Origin of the sequence: Pimelobacter sp. 30-1, from assembly GCF_018831735.1 — a bacterium.
Lineage (GTDB): Bacteria > Actinomycetota > Actinomycetes > Propionibacteriales > Nocardioidaceae > Nocardioides.
In genome coordinates this window covers 591112-615728 of record NZ_NHTS01000006.1, presented here as the reverse complement: position 1 = coordinate 615728, position 24617 = coordinate 591112, and the positions used below count along the sequence as shown (strand labels likewise).

Genomic DNA, 24617 nt, shown 5'->3' with positions numbered 1-24617 from the left:
CGCCGACGTTAACGGACAGGGATCCACTCCCGGGCGATCGTCACCTCGTCGAGGACGTCGGGCAGTGGGGTGACGCCGAGCCCCGGCCCGGTCGGTACGGCGAGGTGACCGTCCTCCAGGACGAACGGCTCGGTCAGGTCGGTCGCGTAGTAGCGCTCCGAGGCGGAGGTGTCGCCCGGCAGCGCGAAGCCCGGGAGCGCCGCGAGCGCGACGTTGGCGGCCCGGCCCAGGCCGGTCTCCAGCATCCCGCCGCACCACACCGGGACGTCGTGAGCGAGGCAGACGTCGTGGATGCGGCGGGCCTCCAGGTAGCCGCCGACCCGGCCGGGCTTGATGTTGACGATCGAGCAGGCGCCGAGCGCGATGGCGTCGGCCGCTGCGCGGGCCGAGACGATCGACTCGTCCAGGCAGATCGGGGTGGTGAGCTGCCGGGCGAGCTCGGCGTGCCCGAGCAGGTCCTCCTCGTCGAGCGGTTGCTCCAGGAGGAGCAGGTCGAAGGCGTCGAGCTGCGCCAGGTGCCGCACGTCGCCGCGCCGGTACGCCGTGTTGGCGTCGACCTGGAGGGGGATGTCCCCGAAGCGCTCCCGCACCGCGCGCACCGGCTCGACGTCCCAGCCGGGCTCGATCTTGAGCTTGATCCGCAGGTAGCCGTCGGCCAGGTAGCCCGCCACCACGTCGAGCAGCGCGGGGATCGACTCGGTGATCCCGACCGAGACCCCGCACGGGACCGTCGTGCGGACCGCGCCGAGGGCGTGCGCGAACGACTCGCTGCGCCCGCGCAGGTCGGCGTCGAGGATCGCGGTCTCCAGGGCGGCCTTGGCCATCCGGTGACCCTTGACGTGCGCCAGCGCCGGGGCGACCCGGTGCGCGTCGAGCTCGCCCGAGGCGGACAGCCCGGCGAGCGCCGGCACCAGGTGCCGGGTCAGGACGTCGGCCGCGCCGTGGGTGTACTCGGAGGAGTAGAACGGCCCCGTCCCCGCGCCGCTCTCGCCCCATCCCTCGGAGTCCTCGGCGACGGCGCGGACGAGCAGCGCCTCGCGGACGGTCTCGGTCCCGAACGACGTCCGGAAGGGCGCCACCAACGGCACCGCCACGGTCCGGATCTCCACCCCGGTCAGCCTCACAGCGTCTCCTGCCTCTCCACGACGTACCAGCCCTCTCGGTCGAATCCCGTCACGCGCGCGCCGCCGGCGAGCAGCCCGCCGAGCACCTCGCGCAGCGCACCGCGCCACTGTGCGGCGAGCGAGGCGTCGTGCTCGCGCAGCGCCTCGATGTCGGCAGGGACGCCGACCAGCACCGTCCGCCCGTACGACGGCCGCACGATCGGCCCGCCCGCGGCCGAGGTCTCCAGCGCCACGACCGCCCCCGCGGTCCGCAACGCGGCAGCGTCGAGCGTGCGCTGCGTCCCGGAGCAGGCGTCGGCGACGGCCGGCGCGAGCAGCGGCCAGCGCACGAGCAGCCGGTCGGTCGGGTCGGCGCGGTTGATGTCGTCGTCCATCGGGCCGTAGAAGTCGGGGAGGTACTCCACCGCGTCGGCGGCGAGCTTGCCCAGGTTGAACCAGGAGTTGCGCCGGATCAGCGGGTCGTAGGTCCAGGTGACGGCACTCGCGCCGTGCTCCAGCGCCCAGGCGCGCTGGTGCAGCTTGAGCGCGAAACCGACCTTGCGCGCCCGCACCTGCGGCAGCACGCCGGCGATGTGGCTGTGCAGCGCGTCGGTCCCGGGCGCGGCGAAGAACCCGAAGCACGCGCCGACCAGCTCGTCGCCGTCGTACGCGCCGCTGACGTAGCTGCCGGCCTTGGCCAGCGCGCGGAGCAGGTCCGCGGTGACCGGCGGGTTGCTCGCGCCGGTGCGCCAGATGTGCTCGTAGAGGCGGCGGACCGCCTCCAGGTCGGCGATGTCGTCGAGCGTGCGGATCTCCACGCCGGAGGCGGCGATCGCCTCGGCCGCCACGTCGGCGGCCCGGCCGGCCGCGCTCAGCGTGCTCATCGGAGCAGGTCCGTGACGAGCGCGGTCAGCAGTCGGGTACGCCGCTCCAGCTCGGCGACCAGCACGTGCTCGTCGTCGGCGTGGGCGCCCCCGCCCACCGCGCCCAGCCCGTCGAGGGTCGGGGTGCCGACGCCCGCGGTGTAGTTGCCGTCCGAGGCGCCGCCCACGGCGAGCGCGGTCAGCGGGTCGAGGCCGAGCCCGAGGGCGATCGTGGCCGCCCGGTCGAAGAGGTCCTGCGTGGCGCTCGGGGTCAGCGGCGGCCGGTTCGGTCCGCCGACCACCTCGACGTCCGCGCCCGGCAGCACCGGTCGCAGCGCCTGGAGCGCGGCGTGGACCCGGTCCTGCTCCGCCTCGTCGCGCACCCGTACGTCGACCCCGAAGCCCGCGGCCGCCGGGACCGTGTTGATCGTGGTGCCCGCGTCGAGCCGGGTCGGCGTCACCGTCGTCCCGCGTGCGGGGTCGGCGAGCGCCGCCACGGCGTGCACCTGGTGGGCGACCTCGATCGTCGCGTTGACGCCGCGCTCGGGCTCCAGGCCGGCGTGGGCCGCGCGGCCGGTGACCAGCACGTCGTAGCGGGAGACGCCCTTGCGCTCGGTCTTGAGCGCCCCGCCGGGGCCGGCGGCCTCCAGCACCAGCGCGGCCGCGCAGCCGCGCGCCTCGCTCTCGATGAGCCCGCGCGAGGAGGGCGAGCCGATCTCCTCGTCGCCGGTGACCAGGATGGTGATCCCGGTGCGCTCGGCGCCGGGCAGCGCGGCGACCGCGTGGAACGCCATCACCACGCCCGCCTTCATGTCGAAGCAGCCCGGTCCGCGCAGCACGCCGTCGTGCACGCCGACGGGGTGGGTCACGAGCGAGCCGATCGGCCAGACCGTGTCGTGGTGGCCGAGCAGCAGCACCCGCGGGCTCGCCCCGGCCGCCCCGAACCGCCAGCGCAGGTGGGTCCAGCCGTCGAGCACGATCCGCTCCGGCGCGACGCCGAGCAGGCGGGTGCCGAGGGCCGCGACGGCCTCGGCACTGCGGGCGACCGCGGCGAGGTCCTCCGAGGGGGACTCGCAGCGGACGAGTTCCTCGATGTCGGCCACCAGATCGTGCATGGCGCCCAGCATCGGGACTTCCGGGTGCCCGCAGGCTGTCGTCCCGGCCAAGACTCGGGGGCCCGGTTGGGGGCCACGGACGAAGGACGCCGGCCGTCCGGGCGGCGTACGCTGGCGAGGTGGCCACCGCGAAGCCGCCGTCCGCCGTGACGCAGGAGGTGCGGTTCTGCCGCGCCGACGACGGCGTCCGGCTCGCCTGGGCGCGGCACGGGGCCGGTCCGCCGCTGCTCATCGTGTCGTGCTGGCTCAGCCACCTGCAGCACGACTGGCAGAGCCCGGTCTGGCGCCACTTCCTCGACGACCTGGGCGACATCGCCACCGTCGTCCGGTACGACGAGCGCGGCTTCGGGCTCTCCGAGTGGGGCGTCGCCGACTTCTCGCTCGAACGCCGTCTCGCCGACCTCGAGGCGCTCGTCGAGGAGGCCGGGCTGACCCGGTTCGCCGTGCTCGGCATGTCCGGCGGCGCACCCGTCGCGCTCGCCTACGCCCATGCCCACCCCGAGCGGGTGAGCGGCCTGGTGCTCTACGGCGCGATGGCGGGTGGCGGCCTCCAGCAGGAGGACGACGCCGCCGAGGAGGCGTTCCTGGCGATGATCCGCGCGGGCTGGGCACGCCCGGACCCGCTCTTCCGCCGGGTGTTCACCCACGCCTTCATCCCCGATGCCACCGAGGAGCAGATGGTGTGGATGGACGAGCTCCAGCGCACCTCGACCAACACCGAGAACGCCGTGTGCAGCCGGATCGCGCGCGGCCAGGTCGACGTGCGCCCGCTGCTGCCCGAGATCACGGTGCCTACCCTCGTGCTCCACGCCGAGGGCGACCGGGTCGCGCCCGGGTGGGGGCCGCGGCTGGCCACCGCGCTCCCGGACGCCCGTCTGGTGCTGCTCGACTCACGCAACCACGTGCTGCTCGCCGACGAGCCCGCGTGGCCGGTCTTCCGCCGCGAGGTGCGGGAGTTCCTGCACCGAGGTGCGGGGGTTGCGCCCGTCGCGCCGGTCTCGAGCCTCTCCGAGCGCGAGCGGGAGATCCTGCTCCTGGCCGCCGAGGGCCTCGACAACGCCGCCATCGCCGCGCGGCTCACGCTCAGCGTGCGCACCGTCGAGCGGCACCTGCAGAACGTCTACCTCAAGCTCGGCCTCTCCGGGCGCAACGCCCGCGCGGCCGCGGTCGTGCGCGTCCTGGCCTGAGGCCTGGGCCGGCTACGCGCCGGCCGCCACCGGCCGTCGTACGTCGCGCGTCGGCACCGATGCTCCCCGGGGGCGTCGGCTCCTAGCGTCGGGAGCACCCGCACGAGAGGAGACGACGATGTCGAGCAAAGCGGTGATCAGCCTCAGCACGGGGCTGGAGGATCCCGAACGCGTGACGGTGGCCTTCCTGGTCGCCCTCGGCGCGGCCGAGCAGGGCCGGCCGACGCTGATGTTCCTGACCAAGGAGGCGGTCCGGCTCGCCCAGCCCGGCCTCGCCGTCGGTACGGCGTGCGAGGGCTGCCCGTCGCTGCCCGACCTGCTGGCCCGGTACGCCGCGGCCGGCGGGCGCTACCTCGTCTGCCCGATCTGCTTCCACGCCAAGGCGCTCGACCCCGAGCGCCTCCTCGAGAACGCCGAGGTGGGCGGCACCATCCCGATGTGGCAGTGGATCGGCGACGAGGGCGCGACGACGTTCAGCTACTGAGCCATCTCGGGGATGGGCGTGCGCAGCGTCCCGCTCGCCAGCCAGGACGCCAGGTTGTCGAGCGTCAGCGCCCGCATCGCGGCACGGGTCTCGTGGGTCGCCGACCCGACGTGGGGAAGCAGCACCACGTTGTCCATCGTGGTCAGCGCCTCCGGTACGGCGGGCTCGGCGGCGAACACGTCGAGCCCCGCGCCGCCCAGCCGGCCCTCGGCCAGCGCGGCGACGAGCGCGTCCTGGTCGACGACCGAGCCGCGGGCGACGTTGACGAGCACCCCCTGGGGGCCGAGCGCGTCGAGCACCTCGCGGTCGACCAGGGCGGCGGTCGAGGAGCCGCCGGGCACGACGGCGACGAGGTTGTCGACCGAGGCCGCGAGCGCGGCGGGGGACGCGGCGTACGCGTAGGGCACGCCGGGCACCTCGCGCCGGTTGTGGTAGCTCACGGTGCACCCGAACGCGTCGAGGCGCTTCGCGATCGCCAGGCCGATCCGGCCCAGGCCGAGGATGCCCACCCGGCTGCCGGAGACCTCGGTGGTCAGCGGGAACTCGCCGTGCTGCCACTCGCCCGCGCGGACGAACAGGTCGGCCACGACCACCCGGCGCCGTACGGCGAGCAGCAGGGCCAGCGCCGTGTCCGCGACCGCGTCGTCGAGCACGCCGGGGGTGTTGCTGACCGCGATCCCGCGGGAGAGCGCGGCGTCCACGTCGACGTTGTCGTAGCCGACCCCGTGGTTGGCGATCACCCGCAGGTTCGGCAGTGCGCCGATCAGGCCGGCGTCGACCGTGCCGCCGTTGGTGCACACGATCGCGACGACCTCGGCACCGTGCTCGGCCAGGAACTCCGGACGGCCCTCGGCGGGCAGGTCGAGCGCGGCGTACTGCTCGCCGACGGCGTCGTGGAGCTGGGGGCTCAGGGGCGGGACACGGAGGACGGTGGGGCGGCTCACCCCTCCAACATAGAGGCCGCCCGCAGCATCTCCTCGCGGGTGGCGACCTTGACCCGGAGCCGCTCCTCGGCCGCGCCGAGCGCGATCTCGTGGGCGTCCAGGCGCTCCCACCCGGTGTGCGTGACGACGTCCACGTCGCGCTCGGCGAAGTAGGCGTCCACGTCCTCGGGACGGCGCGAGGGCGCGGTCTCCGTGGTGTCGGCCAGGAGGTGGCCGACGGTCTCGGCGGCGTCGCTCTTGGTGTGCCCGATCAGGCCGACGGGTCCGCGCTTGATCCAGCCGGTGACGTAGGTGCCGGGGATCGGCTCACCATCGAGGTCGAGCACCCGCCCGCCCGCGTTGGGGATGACGGCGGCGCGCTCGTCGAACGGCAGCCCCGGCAGCGGGCTGCTGCGGTAGCCGATCGCGCGGTAGACCTGCTGGACGTCCCAGTCGGTCACCTCGCCGGTGCCCTCGACCCGGCCGTCGGCGTCCGGCGAGTGCGTGCGCTCGGTGCGCAGCGTGGTGACCCGGCCCTCGGCGTCGGTGACGATCTCGGTCGGCGCCTCGGCGAAGTGCAGGTGGATCCGGTGCGGCTTGCCGACCGGGTCCGCGCCGACCCAGCTGGTCAGCGTGTTGAGCACCATCTTCTGCGCCTTGTGCTGGGCGATGTGCTCCATGCCGTGCTCGTCGACGTCGAAGCCCTCGGGGTGCACGACCACCTCGACGTTGGGCGAGTGGTTGAGCTCGCGCAGCTCGACCGGCGAGAACTTCGCGTACGCCGGGCCGCGCCGGGCGAACACGTGCACGTCGGTGATCGTCTTGGCCTTCAGGCCCGCGTGGACGTGCGGCGGGATGTCGGTCACCAGCATCTCGTCGCCGGTCTTGGCCAGCACCCGGGCGACGTCCAGCGCGACGTTGCCGACGCCGAGGACGGCGACGCTGGTGGCGTCGAGGGGCCAGGTCTGCGGCACGTCGGGGTGCGCGTCGTACCAGGAGACGAAGTCGGCCGCGCCGAGCGAGTGCTCCTCGCCGGGGATGCCGAGGTCGCGGTCGGCCATCGCGCCGGTGGAGACGACGACGGCGTCGTAGAACTCGCGCAGGTCCTCGAGCTTGACGTCCACGCCGTACTCGACGTTGCCGAGGAAGCGGACCTCGGGCTTCTCCAGGACCCGGTGGAGCGCCTTGATGATCTCCTTGATCCGCGGGTGGTCCGGCGCGACGCCGTAGCGGACCAGGCCGAAGGGCGCGGGCAGCCGCTCGAGGATGTCGACGGAGACCGGGGTCTCGGACTTGGTGAGGATGTCGGCGGCGTAGATGCCGGCCGGGCCACCGCCCACGATCGCGACGCGAAGAGTCATGCTGACGAGTCTGGGGGCCGCGGGCCGCTCACAGAACGAGGTTGTGGTTGGGTGCTCACAAGGTTAGTTTGTGACTGTGCTCGGTCCCCATGTTCCCGACCTGCGTGCGCTGGAGCTGCTCGTCGTCGTCGCCCGGACCGGCTCCCTGGGCGCCGCCGCGACCGAGCTGGGCATCACCCAGCAGGCCGCGTCCTCGCGGGTGCGGACCATGGAGGCGCTCGTCGGCGAGCCCCTGGTGACGCGCAGCAAGCGCGGCTCCGAGCTGACCGCGACCGGTGAGCTCGTCGTGCAGTGGGCCGACCGCGTCCTCGATGCCGCTCAGGAGCTGGACGCCGGTATCGCCGCGCTCCGCGCCGACCGCCGCGGCCACCTCGACATCGCGGCGAGCCTGACCATCGCCGAGCACCTGCTGCCGGGCTGGCTGGTGGGTCTGCGCGCGCACCAGGTCCAGCGGGGCCTGCAGCCCACCGAGGTCACCATGACCGCCACCAACACGGCGCGGGTCAGCGAGCTCGTCGCGTCCGGCGAGGTCGCGCTCGGCTTCGTCGAGGGCCCCGAGGCCCCGCGCGGGCTGCGTCGGCGGCTGGTGGGCACCGACGAGCTCGTGGTGATCGTCGGGCCCGGGCACCCGTGGGCGTCGCGATCTCGTCGCCGGGTCAGCGCGGAGACGCTCGCGGCCACGCCGCTCGTCGTACGGGAGCTGGGGTCGGGCACCCGGACCGTGCTGGAGCGCGCCCTGGCCGGGCTGCCCCAGGCGCCGCCCGCCCTCGAGCTGTCCAGCACGGCCTCGGTACGCGCCGCTGTCGCGGCCGGTGCCGGACCGGCCGCCGTCGGTGCCCATGCCGTGCGTGACGACCTGGCCACCGGACGGCTGGTCCGGGTCACCGTGACGGGCCTCGACCTCACCCGCCGCCTGCACGCGGTCTGGAAGGGCGGACCGCAACCGCCCGAGGGGCCGGCCCGCGACCTCGTCGCGTGGGCGGCGCGGGGCGCCAAGCCCTAGTGGGTGCCCTAGGCCGCGCCGGTGCTCAGGTGTGCGCCGGGTGGCGCGCCATCATCGCCGCGATCGAGTCGTCGGTGCAGTCGGCCCAGAAGGAGCCGACGACGTCCTCGACCTGGCTGAACGAGTCGGCGACGTAGAGCACGTTCTGGTAGTCGGTGATGTCGTAGGTCATGCTGCCCATCTCGCCGATGTCGAGGGGCCGGATCGTCATGCCGCGGAAGGCCTCGATCTCGCCGGGCGAGGAGAGGATCCCCGCGCCGTAGGCCTTGAGCTCGGAGCGCTCCCAGAGGATGCCGAACTCGAGGGTGAACCAGAAGACCTTGCTCACGAACTCCAGCGCGTCGGCCGAGCGGACCCGGCGCGAGGCCTGGCCGGCGAGCTCGTAGAGCGCGGTGAAGCGCGGGTTCGCGAGGGTGTTGCCGTGGCCGACGACCTCGTGCAGGACGTCGGGCTCGGGGGTGTAGAGCGGCACCGAGTGGTGCCGGACGTACTGCGTGGACCAGAACGCCTTGTCGGCCAGCGAGCCGTAGAACTCCCGCAGCGGCACCAGGCCGGCGGCCGGCTGGTAGCGGTAGCCGGTCAGCGGCGCGAGCCAGTCGCTGACCTCGGCGAGCTGGGGGATGTGGTCGATGGGCAGGGCCAGCGACTCCTTGCCGTCGAGGAACTCCCGGCAGGCGTAGGCGCGGTGCTTGGTCACGAGCGCCTCGCTGACCACGCGCCAGACCTCGTGCTCGTCGGCGGTGTAGTCGGCGTGCGGCGCGGGGGTGCCCGGCGTCCAGGCGTTGGCCAGCGTGGCGAGCGCGTCGCGGCGGGCCCGGTAGGCGGGGTCGGCGAAGCCGGGGTGGTCGGCGCCGAGGTGGACCTTGAGGGAGCCGTCCTCGTCGGCGGTCACGGGCGCGAAGTACTGGGCTTCCTCGAACATGCCTGCAGTCTGTGACGCGGTCCACAGAATTGCGAGCGAGGTCAGACGAATGGCTGCCCAAGACGGCAAATCGGTGCCAGAATGTCCGACGTGGACGCCGTCGACTTCGGAATCCTGGACATCCTGCGCGCCGACTCGCGGACCTCGATCCGGGAGGTCGCCGAGCGCCTCGGGATCAGTCGCGCGAGCGCGTACGCCCGGGTCAAGCGGCTCGTCGACGGCGGGGTGATCCGCGGGTTCACCATCGACGTCGACCCGGGCGCGCTGGGCCTGGGGCTGCCGGCGTACATCCACGTGCGGATCAAGCAGAACACCTGGAAGTCGTTCCGCAAGAAGGCGTGGGCGCTGGAGGAGGCGGCCCACGTCGCGCTGGTCGCGGGCGACTTCGACTGCGTGATCCTGGTCCGCGCGCGCGATGCGGCGCACCTGCGCGAGCTCGTCCTGGAGCGGATCCAGGCGCTGCCCGAGGTGGTCGCGACCCAGACCGTCCTGGTGTTCGAGGAGCACGTCGGCCAGGCCTGAGCGTGCCCCCGAAGGTCTATTGACCTTCTCAAACGATCGTGCAAATCTCGTAATATGACGCTGACGCCGAGCGGCTACGAGGACACGTTCGCGCGCGACCACCTGCCGCCCGCCGACCTCTGGCCGGTGCTGGAGTTCACCACCCCCGAGCTGCAGTACCCCGACCGGCTCAACGCCGCCGTGGAGCTGATCGACCGGGCCGTCGAGCGCTTCGGCGCCGACCGGCCCGCGCTGCGCACGCCGGCGGGAGCGACCTGGACCTACGGCGAGCTGCAGGCGCGCACCCACCAGGTGGCCCGGGTGCTCACCGGCGAGCTCGGCCTGCGCAGCGGCAACCGGGTGCTGCTGCGCGCGCCCAACAACCCCTGGACGGTGGCCACCTGGCTCGGCGTCCTCAAGGCCGGGGGCATCCCGGTGACCACGTTCGCCGCCCTGCGTGCCCGCGAGATCGCCCCGCTGGTCGAGCGCACCCGTCCGGTGCTCGCGCTCGTCGACCACCGGTACGTCGACGACGTCGTCGCGGCCGCGCCCGGCCTCGCGCTGGTCCCCGTGGGCGGCCCCACCGCCGACGACCTCGTCGCCCGCGCAGCCCGCCAGTCGACCGACGACCCCGGCGCCGTCGCGACCGCCGCCGACGACGTCGCGCTGTTCTGCCCGACCTCCGGCAGCACCGGCGTGCCCAAGGTGACCACGCACTTCCACCGCGACCTGCTCTCCATCGACCACACCTTCGGGCGCCACGTCCTGCAGCTGCGGCCCGACGACGTGGTCGCCTGCTCGGCGCCGTTCGCGTTCACGTTCGGGCTCGGCATGCTCGTCGTCTTCCCGCTCCGGGCCGGCGCCTGCGCGCTGCTCACCGAGGCGGCGACACCGCTCGAGCTCGCCGAGATCGTCGCGCGCGAGGGCGTCACCGTGCTCGCGACCGCGCCGACGGCGTACCGGCGGATCCTGGGGGCCGGCCGGATCGGCGACCTGGCCGGGCTGCGGGTCGCGGTGAGCGCGGGGGAGCACCTGCCGGTGCAGACCTGGGAGCACGTGCGCGACGAGCTCGGCCTCGAGATCATCGACGGGATCGGCGGCACGGAGTTCCTGCACATCTACCTCTCCGCGCCGGTCGGCGAGATCCACCCCGGTACGACGGGCCGCGCGGTGCCCGGCTTCCGTGCGACCGTGCTCGGCTCCGACGGCGAGGAGCTGCCGCCGGGGGAGCCCGGCCGGCTGGCGGTCATCGGCCCGGTCGGCTGCCGCTACCTCGACGACGCCCGCCAGGCGGCGTACGTCTGCAACGGGTGGAATGTCACCGGTGACACCTTCGTCCGCGACGCCGAGGGCTACTTCACCTACCAGACGCGCACCGACAACATGATCGTCTCGGCGGGCTACAACATCGGCGGCCCCGAGGTGGAGGCCGCGCTCGACGAGCACCCCGACGTCGCCGAGTCGGCCGTCGTCGCCGCGCCGGACGCCGAGCGCGGCTCGGTCGTGTGCGCGTTCGTCGTGCTGCAGCCAGGGGTGGCTGCCGACGACGACACCGCGCGCCGGCTCCAGGACCACGTCAAGCAGACCCTCGCGCCGTACAAGTACCCTCGGCTCATCCGGTTCATCGACGCGCTGCCGCGCAACACGAGCGGCAAGCTCCAGCACTTCCAGCTGCGCCGGACGATCGAGGAGGAGGCACCGGTCTGAAGCCCCGCATCGCCTATGTCTTCGGGGGTTCCGAGGGCATCGGCCTCGCCGTCGCCGAGCGCCTCGTCGCTGCCGGCACCCGGGTCGTGGTGCTGTCCCGGTCGGAGACCAAGCTCGCCGCCGCCCTCGTGCGCCTGGGACCGGACGCCCGCTCCCGCGCGGTCGACGTGACCTCACTGGACGCCGTGAACGCCGCCGTCGCCGGACTCGTCGCCGAGGTCGGCGTGCCCGACCTGGTGGTGACGACGGCCGGCTACGCCCGCCCCGGCTACCTCGACGAGCTGCCGGACGAGGACGTCACCGGCATGGTCGCCACCAACCTCCTCGGCACCATCAACGTCGTGCGCGCGGTGCTCCCGCACCTGCGTGCGGCGGGCACCGGCACGATCGTCACGACGTCCTCGATGGCCGGACTGGCGGGGGTCTTCGGCTACACGGTCTACAGCGCGACGAAGTTCGGCGTGATCGGGTTCTCCGAGGCGCTGCGCCGCGAGGTCCGCCCCTACGGCATCACGGTCAAGGTGCTCTGCCCGCCCAACACGCTCACGCCCGGCTTCGAGGAGGAGAACCTCCACAAGCCCGCCGAGGTGCTCGCCGCCGAGGAGAGCGTCGCCACGCTGACGCCCGCGCAGGTCGCCGACACCCTCGTCCGCGCGCTCGGGCGGCGGCGCGGCTTCCTCGTCGTACCGGGGCGGGACAGCCGGCTCGCCGCCGTCGCCATCCGGCACCTGCCGGCCGTCGTCGACCGCGCCCTGCGCCGCCCCGATCCCGCGCGCTAGCGGCCCTTCGCGCGCCTGCGGTCGTGCGCCTCGAGGAACTCGTGCAGCAGCGCCCACGTCGTCTCCGGCGCCTTCGTGCCGGTCAGCACCCCGAGGTGCCCGCCCGGCGCGACCGGGAGCCGGACGTCCGGTGAGGCGGGCAGCAGGCTGCCGACGTGGTGCGCCGCCGCGGCCGGCACGAGGACGTCGGTTCGCCCGGCGACGTTCATCACCGGCACCGTGACGGTCGCCAGGTCGACGAGGTGGTTGGGGCCTTGCACCTTGCCGGTGGCGAGCTCGTTGCGCAGCGCCAGCCGCTGGTAGACCTGCAGCGTCGCCCGCCCCGGATAGGCCAGCATGTTGTTCATGATGTGGTCGACCGCCTGCACCTGACCGAGGAACTCGCGGTCCTCGCGCCGCGACCACAGCGTGCGCGGCTTCTTGAGGTACGTCGGCAGCGCCGTCGCCTTGAACCCCAGACTCACCACCGGCGCCGGCACCGACCCCGCCGCCTTCAGCGCCGACCCCACGACCCGCCCCCGGGTGACCTTCGCGGCGAGCTGGACCGGCCGCAGCAACGGCTGCTTGGAGAGGTCGAACGGGCTCGCGACCATGCCGACCGACCGGATCGGCAGGTCCTGGTGGACGGCCGTCGTACCGAGGGCGAGGAGACCGCCCATGCACCACCCGACCAGGTGCACTTCGCGCCCACCGTTTTCCTCCGACACCTTCCGGATCGCCGGAGGCAGCACGTCGTTGATGAAGTGCTCGATCCCCACGAGCCGGTCCCGCCCGGTCTACGGCCCGTAGTCCACCAGGTACGTCGGCCGCCCCCGGCCGACCAGGTCCTCGGCCAGCGAGAGCCCCCGACGCAGGTCGAAGCACTTCGCCTGTGACCCGAGCGGAGGCACGAGAAGAACGGGAATCCCCTTGCTGCGCACGCCTTTCGCCTTCTCGTAGCGATGCAGCTCGCGCGTCCGCCCGGTATCGATCACCTCGGACGGAGTCCGCGTCAGGTCGGCGATGCCGCCCTTCACGAGGAAGTCCCAGAGGTTGACGACGGACTGCTTGCTCGGTCCCTGGGGAGCGCGGGGCGGCGTGGTCACCGGCTCAGTGTGGCCCAGGACGCGACCGGTCCGCGGGATTGTTCTCGGATCCACCGAAGCCCCGCAGCCGAATCGCCCGAAGGTTCGGGGTTATCCCCGATGTTGGGGACCGGCATCTCATCGCCGGGTAAAGAAAATCCGATTGCCGTGACGGCGCCCCGAACCGAGTCGTTTCCTGAATGAGGTTGCTCGGGGACTGCTCCTTTCTTACCAATCCTTTCTCATCCTCGAAGGACTACTGGCATGCGCCGACTCTCCGATCGCCTCACTGAGGCGCGCCGCGACCAGCGCGGCTTCACTCTCATCGAACTGCTCATCGTCATCGTGATCCTCGGTGTCCTCGCGGGCATCGTGGTGTTCTCCGTCCGCGGCATCAACAACAACAGCAAGACCGCGGCGTGCAAGACCGAGTACCGCACGGTCAACACCGCCATCGAGGCCTACTACGCCTCCAAGAACGCGTACCCGGGCACGCTCGCCGCGCTCGTGGACGCCGGCTTCCTGCACGACACCCCGTCGGACTGGGTCACCGGTCTGACGGCGGCCACGGCCACCGAGCCGGCCAAGGCCAGCGGCACCGCCTGCCCCTGAGCCTGAGCCCGTGGAGGGCCGCCGGCCGCGCGTCGGCGACCCTCCACCGGACTCGGACCGGACCGTCACCGGACCATCGGAGGGACCCACCGTGTTCCATCACCTGCCTCGCATCGGCGAACGAGTCGACCGCCTCCTCGACGTCCTGTGGGAAGCCCGCGGCACGGACCTGATGCTCACCGTCGGCCTGCCGCCGATGATCCGGGTCGACGGGACGCTCGCGCCCGTGCCGGGTCAGCCGGCGCTGTCGGCCGACGACACCGACGGACTCCTCGCCGAGGTGCTCACGCCCGAGCAGCGCGACGTGTGGTCGTCGAGCCACGAGTACGACTTCTCGTTCTCCTGGCGCGAGCACGCCCGCATCCGCGGCAACGCCTTCACCCAGCGGGGGATGACGGCGGTCGCGCTGCGGATGATCCCGCGGACGGTGCCGACGCCGGACGACCTCGGTCTGCCGGCGGTCCTGCGCGACCTGTCGCTGCGCCACCAGGGTCTGATTCTGATGACGGGGCCGACGGGGTCGGGCAAGTCGACCACGCTGGCCTCGCTCGTCGACCTGATCAACAGCAGCCGCGGCTGCCACATCATCACCGTCGAGGACCCGATCGAGTACGTCCACGACCACAAGCTGGCTGCGGTCAACCAGCGCGAGGTCGGCACCGACACGGGCAGCTTCCACGCCGCGCTGCGCTCGGTCCTCCGTGAGGATCCCGACGTCCTGCTGGTCGGCGAGATGCGCGACCTGGAGTCGATCGGGTTCGCGCTGACCGTCGCCGAGACGGGGCACCTCGTCTTCGCGACGCTGCACACCAACGACACGGCCCAGTCGCTCGGCCGCATGATCGACGTCTTCCCTGCCGAGCAGCAGGCGCAGATCCGCGTCCAGCTCGCCGCGGCGCTCAGCTGCGTCGTCTACCAGCGCCTCGTCCCGCGGGTCGGCGGCGGCATGGTGGCGGCGTACGAGGTGCTCGTCGCGACGCCCGCCGTGCGCAACCTGATCAAGGAGGGCAAGACGCACCAGCTGCGCAACTCCGTCGTCACGGGCGCCCGGGACGGCATGGTCACGCTGGAGCAGTCGCTCTCCCACCTGGTCCAGAGCGGTGTGGTGACCGAGGAGGACGCGGTCGCGCGCAGCCTCTACCCGAAGGACATCGAGCCCCGGCCGCGGTACGCCGTCGGCGTGGGCCGGTGAGGCGGGAGGGCCACCGATGAGGCTCAAGGGCAAGCACAGCAGGACCGAGGCTCCGGTCGCCGTCGCCCGCACCGACGAGGACGACGAGCGGCTCGGCCGCATCCTCGTCGGCGCCGGGCGGGTCCAGCCCTACCAGCTGGACGCCCTGCGCAACCAGGACGACGGCGGCTCGCTCGCCGCCCGGCTCACCGCGTCCGGGACGATCACCGAGGACGACCTCGCCCGCACCCTGGCGGACCACCATCAGGTCGGCCTCGCGGACTTCCGCCTGCTCACCCCGGCCGCCGACGCGATCGCGCTGCTGACCCGGGACCAGGCGATCACCCTGGACGCCCTGCCGATCACCGTCGACGACGGCACGGTCACCGTGGCCGTCCTCGACCCGGCGCCCGAGCGGGTCGCGGCGCTCGCGGCGGTCCTGGAGCAGCCGCTCCGGCCGCTCGTGACCACGCGGCGCGACCTCGGCCGGGCGATCGAGACGGCGTACCCCGCCACCCGCGAGGTGGTCGGCCACATCCAGGCGTTCGAGGCACGCGACGGCATCCGTCGCGAGACCGAGCAGCTCGACACCATCAGCGTCAACGACGACGCCCCCGTCGTCCAGGTGGTCCAGAAGGTCATCACCCAGGCACTGCGGGACCGAGCGTCCGACATCCACATCGAGCCGTCGGGCGAGCGGGTCCGGGTCCGCTACCGCATCGACGGGGCGCTGACCGACGTGCTCGACCTGCCCGGCTCGATCGGGCCGGCCCTGGTGAGCCGCGTGAAGATCCTCGGCGGCATGAACATCGTCGAGCGGCGCCGCCCGCAGGACGGCCAGATCACGATGGACGTCGACAGCCGCGAGGTCGACATCCGGGTCGCCACCACGGCGGTGATCGGCGGCGAGAAGGTCGTCATGCGGCTCCTCGACAAGAGCCGGCCGCTGTTCCGCCTGGAGCAGCTCGGCATGCCCGCCGACACGGCCGAGCGCTACTCGCAGCTCATCCGGTCGCCGTTCGGGATGGTCATCTGCGCCGGCCCGACCGGGGGCGGCAAGACGACGACGCTCTACGCGTCGCTGGGGGAGCTGAACAGTCCCGAGAAGAACCTGATGACGATCGAGGACCCGGTCGAGTACACCTTCGACTCGATCAACCAGATCCAGATCAACGAGTCGGCCGGGATCACGTTCGCCGGCGGTCTCAAGTCCATCCTCCGCCAGGACCCGGACGTGATCCTCGTCGGTGAGATCCGGGACGTCGACACGGCCCGGATCGCCGTCCAGTCCGCACTGACCGGCCACTTCGTGCTCTCGTCGCTGCACGCGACCGAGGCCGTCTCCGCCCTCTACCGCCTGCTGGACATGGGGATCGAGGCGTTCCTCATCGCCTCGTCGGTGACCGCGGTCGTCGCCCAGCGCCTCGTCCGCCGCAGCTGCACCTCGTGCCTGGCGCCGTACCAGCCGTCGCCGGAGGAGGTCGCCTTCCTCCGCAGCTTCGGCGGTACCGAGCCCGTCGGCGGCTGGCAGCACGGGACCGGTTGCCACTTCTGTGCGCACACCGGCTACCTGGAGCGGATCGGCGTCTACGAGATGCTCGTCGTCACCGACGAGGTGCGCGAGCTGATCGTTGACCGCGCGCCCCACGACCAGATGCGCAAGCTCGCCCGCAGCCAGGGGATGCGCACCCTGCAGGAGCAGGCGGTCCGGCTGGTCGGCGAGGGAACCACCACGGCCGCCGAGGTCATGCGCGCCATCTACGTCGCAGGAGTCTGACCATGCCCAAGTTCGCGTACGTCGGGATCGACCTCGAAGGTCAGCACGTCAAGGGAACCCAGAAGGCCCCGAGCCGCGGTGACGCCGAGGTCGCGCTCTACCAGCGGGACCTCCGCGAGCTCCGGGTGACGGAGAAGAAGAACCTCCTCCAGTACGAGATCTCCGGCCCGCGCATCAAGCGCGAGCACGTCATGCACCTCTCCCGCCAGATCGCGGCCTTCCTCCGTGCGGGCTTGCCGATCCTCGATGCGGTGCACTCGATCGGTGCCGAGAGCGAGAACTCCTCGGTACGCCGGATGATGCACGACATCGAGGACGGACTGCGGACCGGTGAGCGCTTCTCCGACACGCTGGAGCGCTACCCGAAGGTGTTCCCGGAGTTCTACCGCGGCATCGTGCGCTCCGCCGAGCTCACCGGCGAGCTCGACACCGTGCTCAGCCGCCTCGCCATCTACATCGAGCGGGACCTGGAGGCGCGGCGCAAGATCAAGTCCGCGCTCATCTACCCGATCGCGGTGGCGATCATGTCGGTGGTGACGGTCGTGGTGCTCGCGGTCTACGTGCTCCCGAAGTTCGAGGACTTCTTCAACGAGCTCGACGCCACGCTGCCGCTGCCGACCCGGATGCTCATGGGCTTCACCGAGTTCCTCGGCACCTGGTGGTGGGCGATCCTCGCGGGCCTCGGCGCCTGGCTGCTGCTCAGCTGGCTGGTGCTGCGCTTCGAGCGGGGCAAGTACGCCCGCGACGCCTTCCTCCTCAAGGTCCCGGTCCTCGGGACGACCATCCAGTACGCGCTGGTGGAGCGCTTCTGCCGGGTCATGGCGTCGATGGTGGGCGCCGGCGTCAACCTGCCCGAGGCGCTCCACGTCGCGACGGAGTCCCTGCGCAACCGGGTCTTCATCAAGCGGCTCAACGGCGTGACCGAGCAGATGCTGGAGGGCCAGGGCCTCGCCGGGCCGCTCGCCCGCACCCAGCTCTTCCCCGGCACCGCGACGTCCATGCTGCGGGTCGGTGAGGAGACCGGTTCGATGGACACCCAGCTCGAGGTCACCGCGGAGTACTACGAGGACGAGCTCGACTACAAGATCGCCAAGCTGACGGCGCTGTTCGAGCCGATCGTCATCGTCGTGATGGGCGGCATCGTCGGGTTCGTCGCCATCGCGCTGGTCTCGGCGATGTACGGCATCTTCCAGCAGGTGCAGGTCTGATGCGCCGGCCGGGGCGTCTGCGCTCGGCGGTCCGCGCCGACGACGGCGTGACGCTGATCGAGACGCTCGTGGCCCTCTCGATCCTCAGCATCGCCGGAGTGGCGGTGATGGCCGGCCTCCAGCTGACCGTGCAGACCTCCGACATCCACCGCAAGCAGACCACCGGCGGCGCCTACGTGCGCAGCTATGCCGAGGCCATCGAGGCCTACCTCAACACCAGTGGCCACTACGTCTCGTGCGCCGGCGCCACCGCCTATGCCCCCGGTGTGGTGGGCTTCGCCGAGCCCGCCGGCTACACCGCGCAGCAGGAGGGCGCCGCGCAACCGCTCGACGGCAACGGCTCCGTCCTGACTGGCGGATCGTGCCCCGACCGCGGCGTGCAGCGGCTGCGGATCAGCGTGCGCAGCGCCGACGGTCGTGCGACCGAGCGGCTGACGATCGTGGTGCGCCGGGCCTGCGGGGAGGCGACGTCATGCGCCTGATCCGTTCGTGGCCGTGGCCTCGGCAGCGGCCGCGACCGTGCCGGGAGAGCGGCGACGGAGGCTTCACGCTCATCGAGCTCGTCATCACCGTGGCGATCATGGGCATCATCGTCACCGCGCTGACCGGCGTGGTGATCAGCTACTTCAAGACGACCGTCGACACCCAGGCACGGATGACGGAGTCGCAGGACGTGCAGTTCGCCGCGGCGTACTGGCAGCGCGACGTCGCCAGCATCGGCGTCCGCACGTACGACGCACCGTCCAAGTCGTTCCCGCTGCAGCAGTCGGTAGGCGTCAGTCCCGCGTGCACGCTGCCGTCCGGGACCACCGTGGTCACGCTCGCCTGGAGCGAGTACGCCACCCCGGACTCCACGGCCACGCCGTCACGGATCACCGTGAGCTATGTCGCCCGCGCGTCGGGAGGCGCGTACGAGCTCGTCCGGGTCCGGTGCACCGGCAGCACGATCGACTCCACGGTCCGGGTCGCGCACAGCCTGCGCGCGCCGCCGACCGTCACCTGCGACGTCGCCTGCACGGGCGCCGGCGCGAACGTGCCGTCGGTCGTGCGGCTCGACCTCGCGGTCCTCGACCCCGAGGGCCACGGCACCGTCGCCTACACGGCCACCCTCTCGGGTGAACGGAGACAGTCATGAGACACCTGCGCCGCCTGCTTCCGGCGCGCGACGACCGCGGCGCGCTGCTCATCATCGCGATGGCTATCGTCACGGTGGTCGCGGTCGTGACCGGGTTCGTGCTGACCCGTGGGGACGGCAGCCTGCGGGCGACGGTCGCCCTGCGCGACGTCGCCCGGACGTCGTACGCGGCCGACGGGGCCGCCCAGGTCGCGATCAACGCGCTGCGGACCGGCTACAACGTCGGCAGCGGTGAGCCCGGCGGCTGGTACTACACGAACGAGACCGCGAACAACAGCGGCTGCTTCGGGTACGACGGGAGCGGCGCGACCGCGACCGCGAAGAACACCCTCGTCCTCGACAACCTGATCCCGCAGGCGAGCGGCGAGACGCAGAAGCCGATGTCGGCCCGGGTGGTGTGCAGCCCCGACGACGACACCGGCGAGCACGGCTCCGCGGTCCCGATCAACAACGCGAACAAGCCCGGCTACGCGGTCGTCACGCTCGGCGGACCGGTCGACGCGACGGGATCGAAGAGCCCGGGCCTGCTGGTGCGCGGCGGCATCTACTCCAACGGGGCGGTCAGGGGGCCGGTCAACGTGCTGGCCGGCGGCGTGCGCGCGGTGGGGGCGTGCGACGCGACGGTGACGGCGAGCCCCAAGAGCTGCAACACGGGCTCGCCGATCGCCGACCCGAACTACTCGAGCGAGCTCGGCGGCACGATCCCGCCGCTCCGCACGCCGCCGACGTCGTGCAACGCCGGGGTCGCGGTCTTCGAGCCCGGCTACTACGACAACGCCAGCACGCTGAACACGGCGACCAACCTGTGCGCGGTGGCCTGGTTCAAGCCGGGCAACTACTACTTCGACTTCCACAACGACAGCTGCGCCAACGTCTGCCCCAGCAACGTCTACGGGACCAGCGGCAACACCTGGACCATCAACGGCAAGACGGTCATCGGCGGCACCCCCGTCGACGCGAACAACAACACGATCGCGCAGCCGCCCAGCAACGTCTCCGTGCCCGGCGCCTGCCGCAGCCCGATCACCGACGTCAACGCGCAGGGCGTGCAGTTCGTGTTCGGCGGCAACAGCCGGATCTACATCGATCAGAACTCCAAGGTCGAGCTCTGCGCGAGCTACCACGCCGACCGGCCGCCGATCGAGCTCTACGGGCTCAAGTCGGGCAGCACGCCGACCCCGACGAACGCCAACGGGCTGGTCGCGACCGCGGTCCCCGCGGCCGGCAGCTTCACGCGGGCGACCACCACCGGGCCTGCCACGGACGCCGACATCGCGGCACCGAACGACGGCAACGCGGCCACCTGGAAGACGACGTCGGCGAACGCGCAGAGCACGACCCTCACCGCGCAAGGGTTCCCGCCCGGCAGCGCCGTCCCGCCCGGCTCGATCCTCACCGCCGCCACGCTGCACGTGCGGCACCAGGACGCGGACGGCACCGCGAGCTCCCAGGCGACCGCCAAGGTCACCGTGGGCGCCACCACGACCGCGGCGATCAACATCCCGGTCTCGGCCACGACGACGACCTCGGACATCACGATCACCGGCACGAACCTCAACAACCTGCAGAAGGAGATCCACGACAACGGGTATCCCGGTGCGTCGATCGCCTACACGGCCAACGCCAAGAAGAACGCCGCGACGACCACGCTCGACATGGTCCGGCTGGACCTGACGTACTACGTGCCGGTGCTGCGCGGCCAGGGCGGCACCTGCATCGACGGCACCGGCGGGACCTGCCGGTTCATCGACATGAAGAACGGCAACAACAAGGTCCAGGTCTACTTCCAGGGCACGACCTACGTGCCCTACGGCGACCTGCAGCTCCTGCTGGGCAACTTCGCGAGCGAGATCATGAAGTTCGGGCTCGTGGCCCGGCAGCTGGAGTTCCAGTTCTGGAACGGCGCCTCGGACCAGACCTACCCGGTCATCGAGATCCCCGACAACTCGCCCGGCTTCGGCTTCGAGACGACGCTCGTGCGGCTCGAGGTCTACGTCTGCCCGGGGACCACGTGTGCGACCGGGGGTGAGCTGGCCCTGAGGTCGAAGGTCAGGATCTTCGACGACGGAGGGACGCCGGGGCCGCCGCACCGGCAGATGACCGTCCTGAGCTGGAGCCACAACCGCTGAGCGAGCAGGAAGTCCTCCGCGTCACCGTCCCGGTGCTGGCCGGCCTGCTGGGCCTGGCGGTCGGGTCGTTCCTCAACGTCGTCGTGCACCGGGTGCCGGTGGGGGCGTCGGTGGTCAGCCCGCCGTCGGCGTGCCCGGGGTGCGGGCACCCGATCCGGGCCCGGCACAACGTGCCGGTGGCGGGGTGGCTGGTGCTGCGGGGGAGGTGCTTCGACTGCGGTACGGCGATCAGTGCGCGCTACCCGCTCGTCGAGCTGGGGACCGGTGTGGCGTTCGCGCTGGTGGCGATGCGGCTGGGGGTGGACTGGGACGACGGCGACGGGGTGCGGCTGCTGCCGGCGTACCTGGCGTTCGCGGGAGTGGGCATCGCGCTGGCGCTGATCGACCTGGACGTGCAGCGGCTGCCGGACCAGATCGTGCTGCCGTCGTACCCGGTGCTGGGGGCGCTGCTGCTTCTGGGCGGGGACGGGAGTGCGCTGCTGCGGGCGGCCGAGGGGACCGTGGCGCTGGCCGCGTTCTTCTTCGTCATCTGGTACGTCGCGCCCGGGGGGATGGGCTTCGGCGACGTGAAGCTGTCCGGGCTGGTGGGTGGGATGACGGCGTACCTGTCCTGGGGGACGTTCCTGGTGGGGGCGTTCCTGGGGTTCCTGCTCGGGGCGGTCGCCGGGATGATGCTGATGGCCGGAGGACGCGCGGGACGGCGGACGGCGCTGCCGTTCGGGCCGTTCATGGTGCTGGGGGCGTGGGCGGCGATCCTGGGGGCGGGGCACCTGGGCGACTTCTACCTGGACAGCATCGGCTTCTGAGCGGAAGGCTCAGCGCTCGCCGAAGCAGACCAGGCAGGTGTGCGGGTCGTGCGCGATCCGGCTCGCGTGCAGGCGCGAGGCCCGGGCCAGGACGTCGTCGAGCGCGCGCTCGGAGACGGCGATCTCGACGATGGCCTCCTCGAGGTCGGCCGCCAGGTGCGGGACCTCGGGTGCCGGCGTGGCGCTGGCTGCTCTCATGGGTTCGAGGATCGCCCGGTGGGCGGGGCGCGGCAACGGGTTCGGGCGAGGTCCGGCCGGTCGGCTGCGGCGAGCCGTCCGGACGGGTCATCCCAGCCGGGACCGGGGCCCGGCAGCCGGCAGCCGGCAGCCGGCGCTACTGCAGGGCCGCGGTCAGCCGGGCCACGTTGTCGACGTACTTGCTGCGGGCGGGGCGCTGCTCCCAGTCGGCGAGGGTGAGCTCGTTGGACAGGGCGCGGTAGGTGTCCTCGACCTCGCGCATCTTCGCGACGACGGCGGCGTCCGGCATCATCAGCGAGACCTCGTAGTTGAGCGCGAACGAGCGCATGTCCATGTTGCTCGAGCCGACGACGGCGACCTGGTCGTCGATGGTGAAGTGCTTCGAGTGGAGGATGTACGGCGCCGGGTACTGGTAGATCCGTACGCCGGCCTCGAGCAGCGCCCGGTAGTACGACGCCTGCGCGTGCCCCACGAGGAACTGGTCGGAGACCTCGCTGACGAACAGCTCGACGTCGATCCCGCGCTCGGCCGCCGTGGTGACCGCGTAGAGCAGCGACTCGTCGGGGACGAAGTAGGGGGAGGTGAGCGAGATCCGCTCGGTGGCGGCGTAGAGCAGCGTGGTGAACATGCGCAGGTTGTTCTCCGCGACGATGCCGGGGCCGCTGGGGACCACCTGGCAGGGCACGTCGAAGACCTCGTCGGGGCGGGCGTCGGGCTCGCCGAAGACCGGGACGAGGTCGACGACCTGGCCGGTCTCGACGTACCAGTCGGAGGCGAAGACGGAGTTGAGCGCGCCGACGACGGGTCCTTCGAGACGGACCATCAGCTCGACCCACTCGCGGCCGAGCCTGTGGTTGGCGGGCTTGTTGTAGCCGGGCTCGGTGAGGTTGAGCGAGCCGGTGAAGCCGACGCTGCCGTCGACGACGAGGATCTTGCGGTGGTTGCGCAGGTCCGGGCGCCGGAACCGGCCCTGGAGCGGCTTGATCGGCAGCATCGGGTGCCAGGAGATGTGGGTGCCGCGCAGCCGCTTGACCATCTTCTTGTAGCCGGGGATCCGGCGCGAGCCGATGTGGTCGAACAGCAGCCGTACGTCGACCCCGCGCTCGGTCGCCCGGATCATCGCCTGGAAGACCGGGTCGGTCACCTCGTCCCACGCGGTGATGTAGAACTCGATGTGGACGTGGCTGCGCGCCCGGTCGATCTCGGCGGCCATCTCGGCCATCGTCCCGGCGTAGTCCGGCCAGAGCTGGACCTCGTTGCCGCCGGTCAGGGGGAGTGCGCCGAGGTGCCGGTTGAGGTCGGCGACCCGGGCCATCGGCGCGGACAGGCGGCTGCTGTCGAACGACAGCGGCAGCCGCTCGGACTGCTCGCGGATGGCCGCCAGAGCGGTGCGCTGACGGGTGATCCGGCGGTTGCCCAGGCGGGTCCTGCCGAGCAGCAGGAAGATCGAGAAGCCGATGATCGGCTCGATCATGATGAGGAGCAGCCAGGCCATGCCCGTCGACGGCTTCCGGTTGCCCGGGATGATGCCGAGCGCGACGAAGCGCAGCACCATGTCCAGGCCGAAGATGATCCAGCCGAGAGTCGACGTCGGAACGAGCAAATTCATGGGTGCACCCTATGGAATCCTGACCCCATGACGCCGCCAGAGCCGAGCTTGTTCGGACGTGTCGCGGGCGCGGTCACCGGAAAGGTGGTCGACGTCGTGCCGATCGAGGAGATCATCGAGCAGGTCGACGTGGACGCGCTGCTCGAACGGGTGGACGTCAACCGCCTGCTCGACCGGGTCGACGTGGACCGGCTGCTGGACCGGGTCGACGTGGACCGGCTGCTCGCCCGCGTGGACCTGGAGGAGCTGGTCCAGCGCGCCGGGATCCCCGACGTCGTCGCCGACACGACGGGCCGGCTGGCGGGCCGCACGCTCGACGTCGCGCGGCGCCAGGTGGTCGGTCTCGACACGGTCGTCGGCGGCATCGTCGACCGGGTGCTGCGCCGCCGGGCCCCCGCGCCGCTGGGGCCGCCGCTGCTCGCGAGCGAGCGCGCCTCGGCCACCGGGCGGTACGCCGGGCCGGTCGGCCGGGCCGCGGCGGTAGCGATCGACGTGGGCGTGGTGCTGGCGTCGTACTCGATCGGGGTGGGGCTGACCAGCTTCCTGCTCGACGCGCTGTTCAACGTGTCCATCGACGGCGGCTCCGGGACCGTCGCCACGATCGCCCTGCTCACCTGGGCGGCGCTGTACGTCGTCGGGAGCACCGCCGTGACCGGCCGGACCGTCGGCAAGGCGATCGTCGGCCTCAAGGTGGTCGCCCGCAGCGGGCGCCCGCTCAGCGCCTTCGCCGCCCTGGTGCGCGCGCTGGTCCTGCCGCTCAGCCTGTCGCTGTTCGGGCTGGGCCTGGTGCCGGCGGTGCTCCGCCGCGACCACCGGGCGCTGCACGACCTGATCGCGGGCACGGCCGTCGTCTACGACTGGGGGGACCGGCCGGCGCAGCTGCCGGGGCCGCTGGCGGCGTACCTGCGGGCGCACGACGCGGCCTGACCGGCGCCGGCGGCGCATCGTCCGGTGGGCACA

Annotated in this window: 25 protein-coding genes; 15 read left to right on the top strand and 10 right to left on the bottom strand. The window is 72.3% G+C overall.

The annotated features are described in order from the left end of the window. Positions 1-8: 8 nt before the first annotated feature. Genes menC through CCO04_RS17860 form a run of 3 tightly spaced genes read right to left on the bottom strand, consistent with a single transcriptional unit; the run spans position 9 to position 3081 of the window. Complete coding sequence (menC, locus tag CCO04_RS17870; RefSeq protein ID WP_215815462.1) at positions 9-1124, bottom strand: o-succinylbenzoate synthase; 1116 nt, start codon at positions 1122-1124, stop codon at positions 9-11. Then, positions 1121-1987: a GNAT family N-acetyltransferase gene (locus tag CCO04_RS17865; protein WP_215815461.1), complete on the bottom strand. Its 867-nt coding sequence runs from the start codon at positions 1985-1987 to the stop codon at positions 1121-1123. The genes menC and CCO04_RS17865 overlap by 4 nt, the downstream gene beginning before the upstream one ends. Beyond that, positions 1984-3081 carry a M20 family metallopeptidase gene (locus tag CCO04_RS17860; RefSeq protein WP_215815460.1) on the bottom strand — a complete coding sequence of 366 codons (1098 nt, stop codon included), beginning with the start codon at positions 3079-3081 and terminating at the stop codon, positions 1984-1986. The genes CCO04_RS17865 and CCO04_RS17860 overlap by 4 nt, the downstream gene beginning before the upstream one ends. A 119-nt stretch (positions 3082-3200) precedes the next feature. Between CCO04_RS17860 and CCO04_RS28685 the strand changes: the two genes are divergently transcribed. Together CCO04_RS28685 and CCO04_RS17850 are read left to right on the top strand one after the other, a co-directional pair. Then, positions 3201-4268, top strand: coding sequence for an alpha/beta fold hydrolase (locus CCO04_RS28685; RefSeq protein ID WP_308281319.1), 1068 nt, complete (start codon positions 3201-3203; stop codon positions 4266-4268). Between the two features lie 118 nt (positions 4269-4386). After that, positions 4387-4752: a DsrE family protein gene (locus CCO04_RS17850; protein WP_215815459.1), complete on the top strand. Its 366-nt coding sequence runs from the start codon at positions 4387-4389 to the stop codon at positions 4750-4752. On the opposite strand, the gene CCO04_RS17845 is transcribed toward CCO04_RS17850, so the two are convergent. After that, complete coding sequence (locus CCO04_RS17845) at positions 4746-5696, bottom strand: 2-hydroxyacid dehydrogenase (RefSeq protein WP_215815458.1); 951 nt, start codon at positions 5694-5696, stop codon at positions 4746-4748. The two genes, CCO04_RS17850 and CCO04_RS17845, sit on opposite strands and share 7 nt — an antisense overlap. Further along, positions 5693-7036 carry an FAD-dependent oxidoreductase gene (locus CCO04_RS17840; protein ID WP_215815457.1) on the bottom strand — a complete coding sequence of 448 codons (1344 nt, stop codon included), beginning with the start codon at positions 7034-7036 and terminating at the stop codon, positions 5693-5695. The genes CCO04_RS17845 and CCO04_RS17840 overlap by 4 nt, the downstream gene beginning before the upstream one ends. 70 nt (positions 7037-7106) lie before the next feature. On the opposite strand from CCO04_RS17840, the gene CCO04_RS17835 reads away from it, so the two are divergent. Beyond that, positions 7107-8039 carry a LysR family transcriptional regulator gene (locus CCO04_RS17835; RefSeq protein ID WP_215815456.1) on the top strand — a complete coding sequence of 311 codons (933 nt, stop codon included), beginning with the start codon at positions 7107-7109 and terminating at the stop codon, positions 8037-8039. 25 nt (positions 8040-8064) lie between these two features. On the opposite strand, the gene CCO04_RS17830 is transcribed toward CCO04_RS17835, so the two are convergent. Further along, a complete protein-coding gene (locus tag CCO04_RS17830; RefSeq protein ID WP_215815455.1) occupies positions 8065-8961 on the bottom strand; it encodes a phenylalanine 4-monooxygenase in 897 nt (298 codons plus the stop codon). 90 nt (positions 8962-9051) lie between these two features. Between CCO04_RS17830 and CCO04_RS17825 the strand changes: the two genes are divergently transcribed. From CCO04_RS17825 to CCO04_RS17815, 3 genes are read left to right on the top strand one after another with little or no spacing between them, the layout of a single operon-like run. Next, the gene (locus CCO04_RS17825; RefSeq protein ID WP_308281318.1) at positions 9052-9483 is read left to right on the top strand and encodes an Lrp/AsnC family transcriptional regulator; all 432 of its coding nucleotides are present in this window, start codon (positions 9052-9054) and stop codon (positions 9481-9483) included. Between the two features lie 54 nt (positions 9484-9537). Further along, positions 9538-11169, top strand: a complete 1632-nt coding sequence (locus tag CCO04_RS17820) for an AMP-binding protein (protein WP_215815453.1) — start codon at positions 9538-9540, stop codon at positions 11167-11169. Then, complete coding sequence (locus CCO04_RS17815) at positions 11166-11948, top strand: SDR family oxidoreductase (RefSeq protein WP_252373518.1); 783 nt, start codon at positions 11166-11168, stop codon at positions 11946-11948. Before CCO04_RS17820 ends, CCO04_RS17815 begins: the two co-directional genes overlap by 4 nt. Here CCO04_RS17815 and CCO04_RS17810 read toward each other — a convergent pair. Continuing rightward, positions 11945-12706, bottom strand: coding sequence for an alpha/beta fold hydrolase (locus CCO04_RS17810; protein ID WP_215815452.1), 762 nt, complete (start codon positions 12704-12706; stop codon positions 11945-11947). The two genes, CCO04_RS17815 and CCO04_RS17810, sit on opposite strands and share 4 nt — an antisense overlap. An 18-nt stretch (positions 12707-12724) precedes the next feature. Then, positions 12725-13033: a hypothetical protein gene (locus CCO04_RS17805; protein ID WP_215815451.1), complete on the bottom strand. Its 309-nt coding sequence runs from the start codon at positions 13031-13033 to the stop codon at positions 12725-12727. A 243-nt stretch (positions 13034-13276) separates the two neighbouring features. On the opposite strand from CCO04_RS17805, the gene CCO04_RS17800 reads away from it, so the two are divergent. From CCO04_RS17800 to CCO04_RS17765, 8 genes are all read left to right on the top strand, one after another. Next, positions 13277-13624: a competence type IV pilus major pilin ComGC gene (locus CCO04_RS17800; RefSeq protein ID WP_215815450.1), complete on the top strand. Its 348-nt coding sequence runs from the start codon at positions 13277-13279 to the stop codon at positions 13622-13624. Between the two features lie 91 nt (positions 13625-13715). Further along, positions 13716-14816: a type IV pilus twitching motility protein PilT gene (locus tag CCO04_RS17795; RefSeq protein WP_308281317.1), complete on the top strand. Its 1101-nt coding sequence runs from the start codon at positions 13716-13718 to the stop codon at positions 14814-14816. Positions 14817-14832: 16 nt separating this feature from the next. Beyond that, positions 14833-16572, top strand: coding sequence for a GspE/PulE family protein (locus tag CCO04_RS17790; protein ID WP_215815449.1), 1740 nt, complete (start codon positions 14833-14835; stop codon positions 16570-16572). 2 nt (positions 16573-16574) lie between these two features. Then, positions 16575-17780 (top strand): type II secretion system F family protein, encoded by a 1206-nt coding sequence (locus tag CCO04_RS17785; RefSeq protein ID WP_215815448.1) that lies wholly within the window; start codon positions 16575-16577, stop codon positions 17778-17780. Continuing rightward, a complete protein-coding gene (locus CCO04_RS17780) occupies positions 17780-18262 on the top strand; it encodes a prepilin-type N-terminal cleavage/methylation domain-containing protein (protein ID WP_215815447.1) in 483 nt (160 codons plus the stop codon). Before CCO04_RS17785 ends, CCO04_RS17780 begins: the two co-directional genes overlap by 1 nt. After that, positions 18253-18915: a prepilin-type N-terminal cleavage/methylation domain-containing protein gene (locus CCO04_RS17775; protein ID WP_215815446.1), complete on the top strand. Its 663-nt coding sequence runs from the start codon at positions 18253-18255 to the stop codon at positions 18913-18915. The genes CCO04_RS17780 and CCO04_RS17775 overlap by 10 nt, the downstream gene beginning before the upstream one ends. Next, positions 18912-21044 carry a hypothetical protein gene (locus CCO04_RS17770; protein WP_215815445.1) on the top strand — a complete coding sequence of 711 codons (2133 nt, stop codon included), beginning with the start codon at positions 18912-18914 and terminating at the stop codon, positions 21042-21044. The genes CCO04_RS17775 and CCO04_RS17770 overlap by 4 nt, the downstream gene beginning before the upstream one ends. A gap of 32 nt (positions 21045-21076) precedes the next feature. Further along, entirely contained in the window at positions 21077-21850 is a 774-nt protein-coding gene (locus CCO04_RS17765; protein ID WP_215815444.1) for an A24 family peptidase, read from the top strand. Positions 21851-21859: 9 nt separating this feature from the next. On the opposite strand, the gene CCO04_RS17760 is transcribed toward CCO04_RS17765, so the two are convergent. Together CCO04_RS17760 and cls are read right to left on the bottom strand one after the other, a co-directional pair. Next, on the bottom strand, positions 21860-22048 hold the full coding sequence (locus CCO04_RS17760; RefSeq protein ID WP_215815443.1) for a hypothetical protein: 189 nt from the start codon (positions 22046-22048) through the stop codon (positions 21860-21862). Positions 22049-22184: 136 nt separating this feature from the next. Then, positions 22185-23657 carry a cardiolipin synthase gene (gene cls / locus CCO04_RS17755; protein ID WP_215815442.1) on the bottom strand — a complete coding sequence of 491 codons (1473 nt, stop codon included), beginning with the start codon at positions 23655-23657 and terminating at the stop codon, positions 22185-22187. A gap of 27 nt (positions 23658-23684) precedes the next feature. On the opposite strand from cls, the gene CCO04_RS17750 reads away from it, so the two are divergent. Continuing rightward, complete coding sequence (locus tag CCO04_RS17750; protein ID WP_215815441.1) at positions 23685-24584, top strand: RDD family protein; 900 nt, start codon at positions 23685-23687, stop codon at positions 24582-24584. Positions 24585-24617 lie beyond the last annotated feature (33 nt).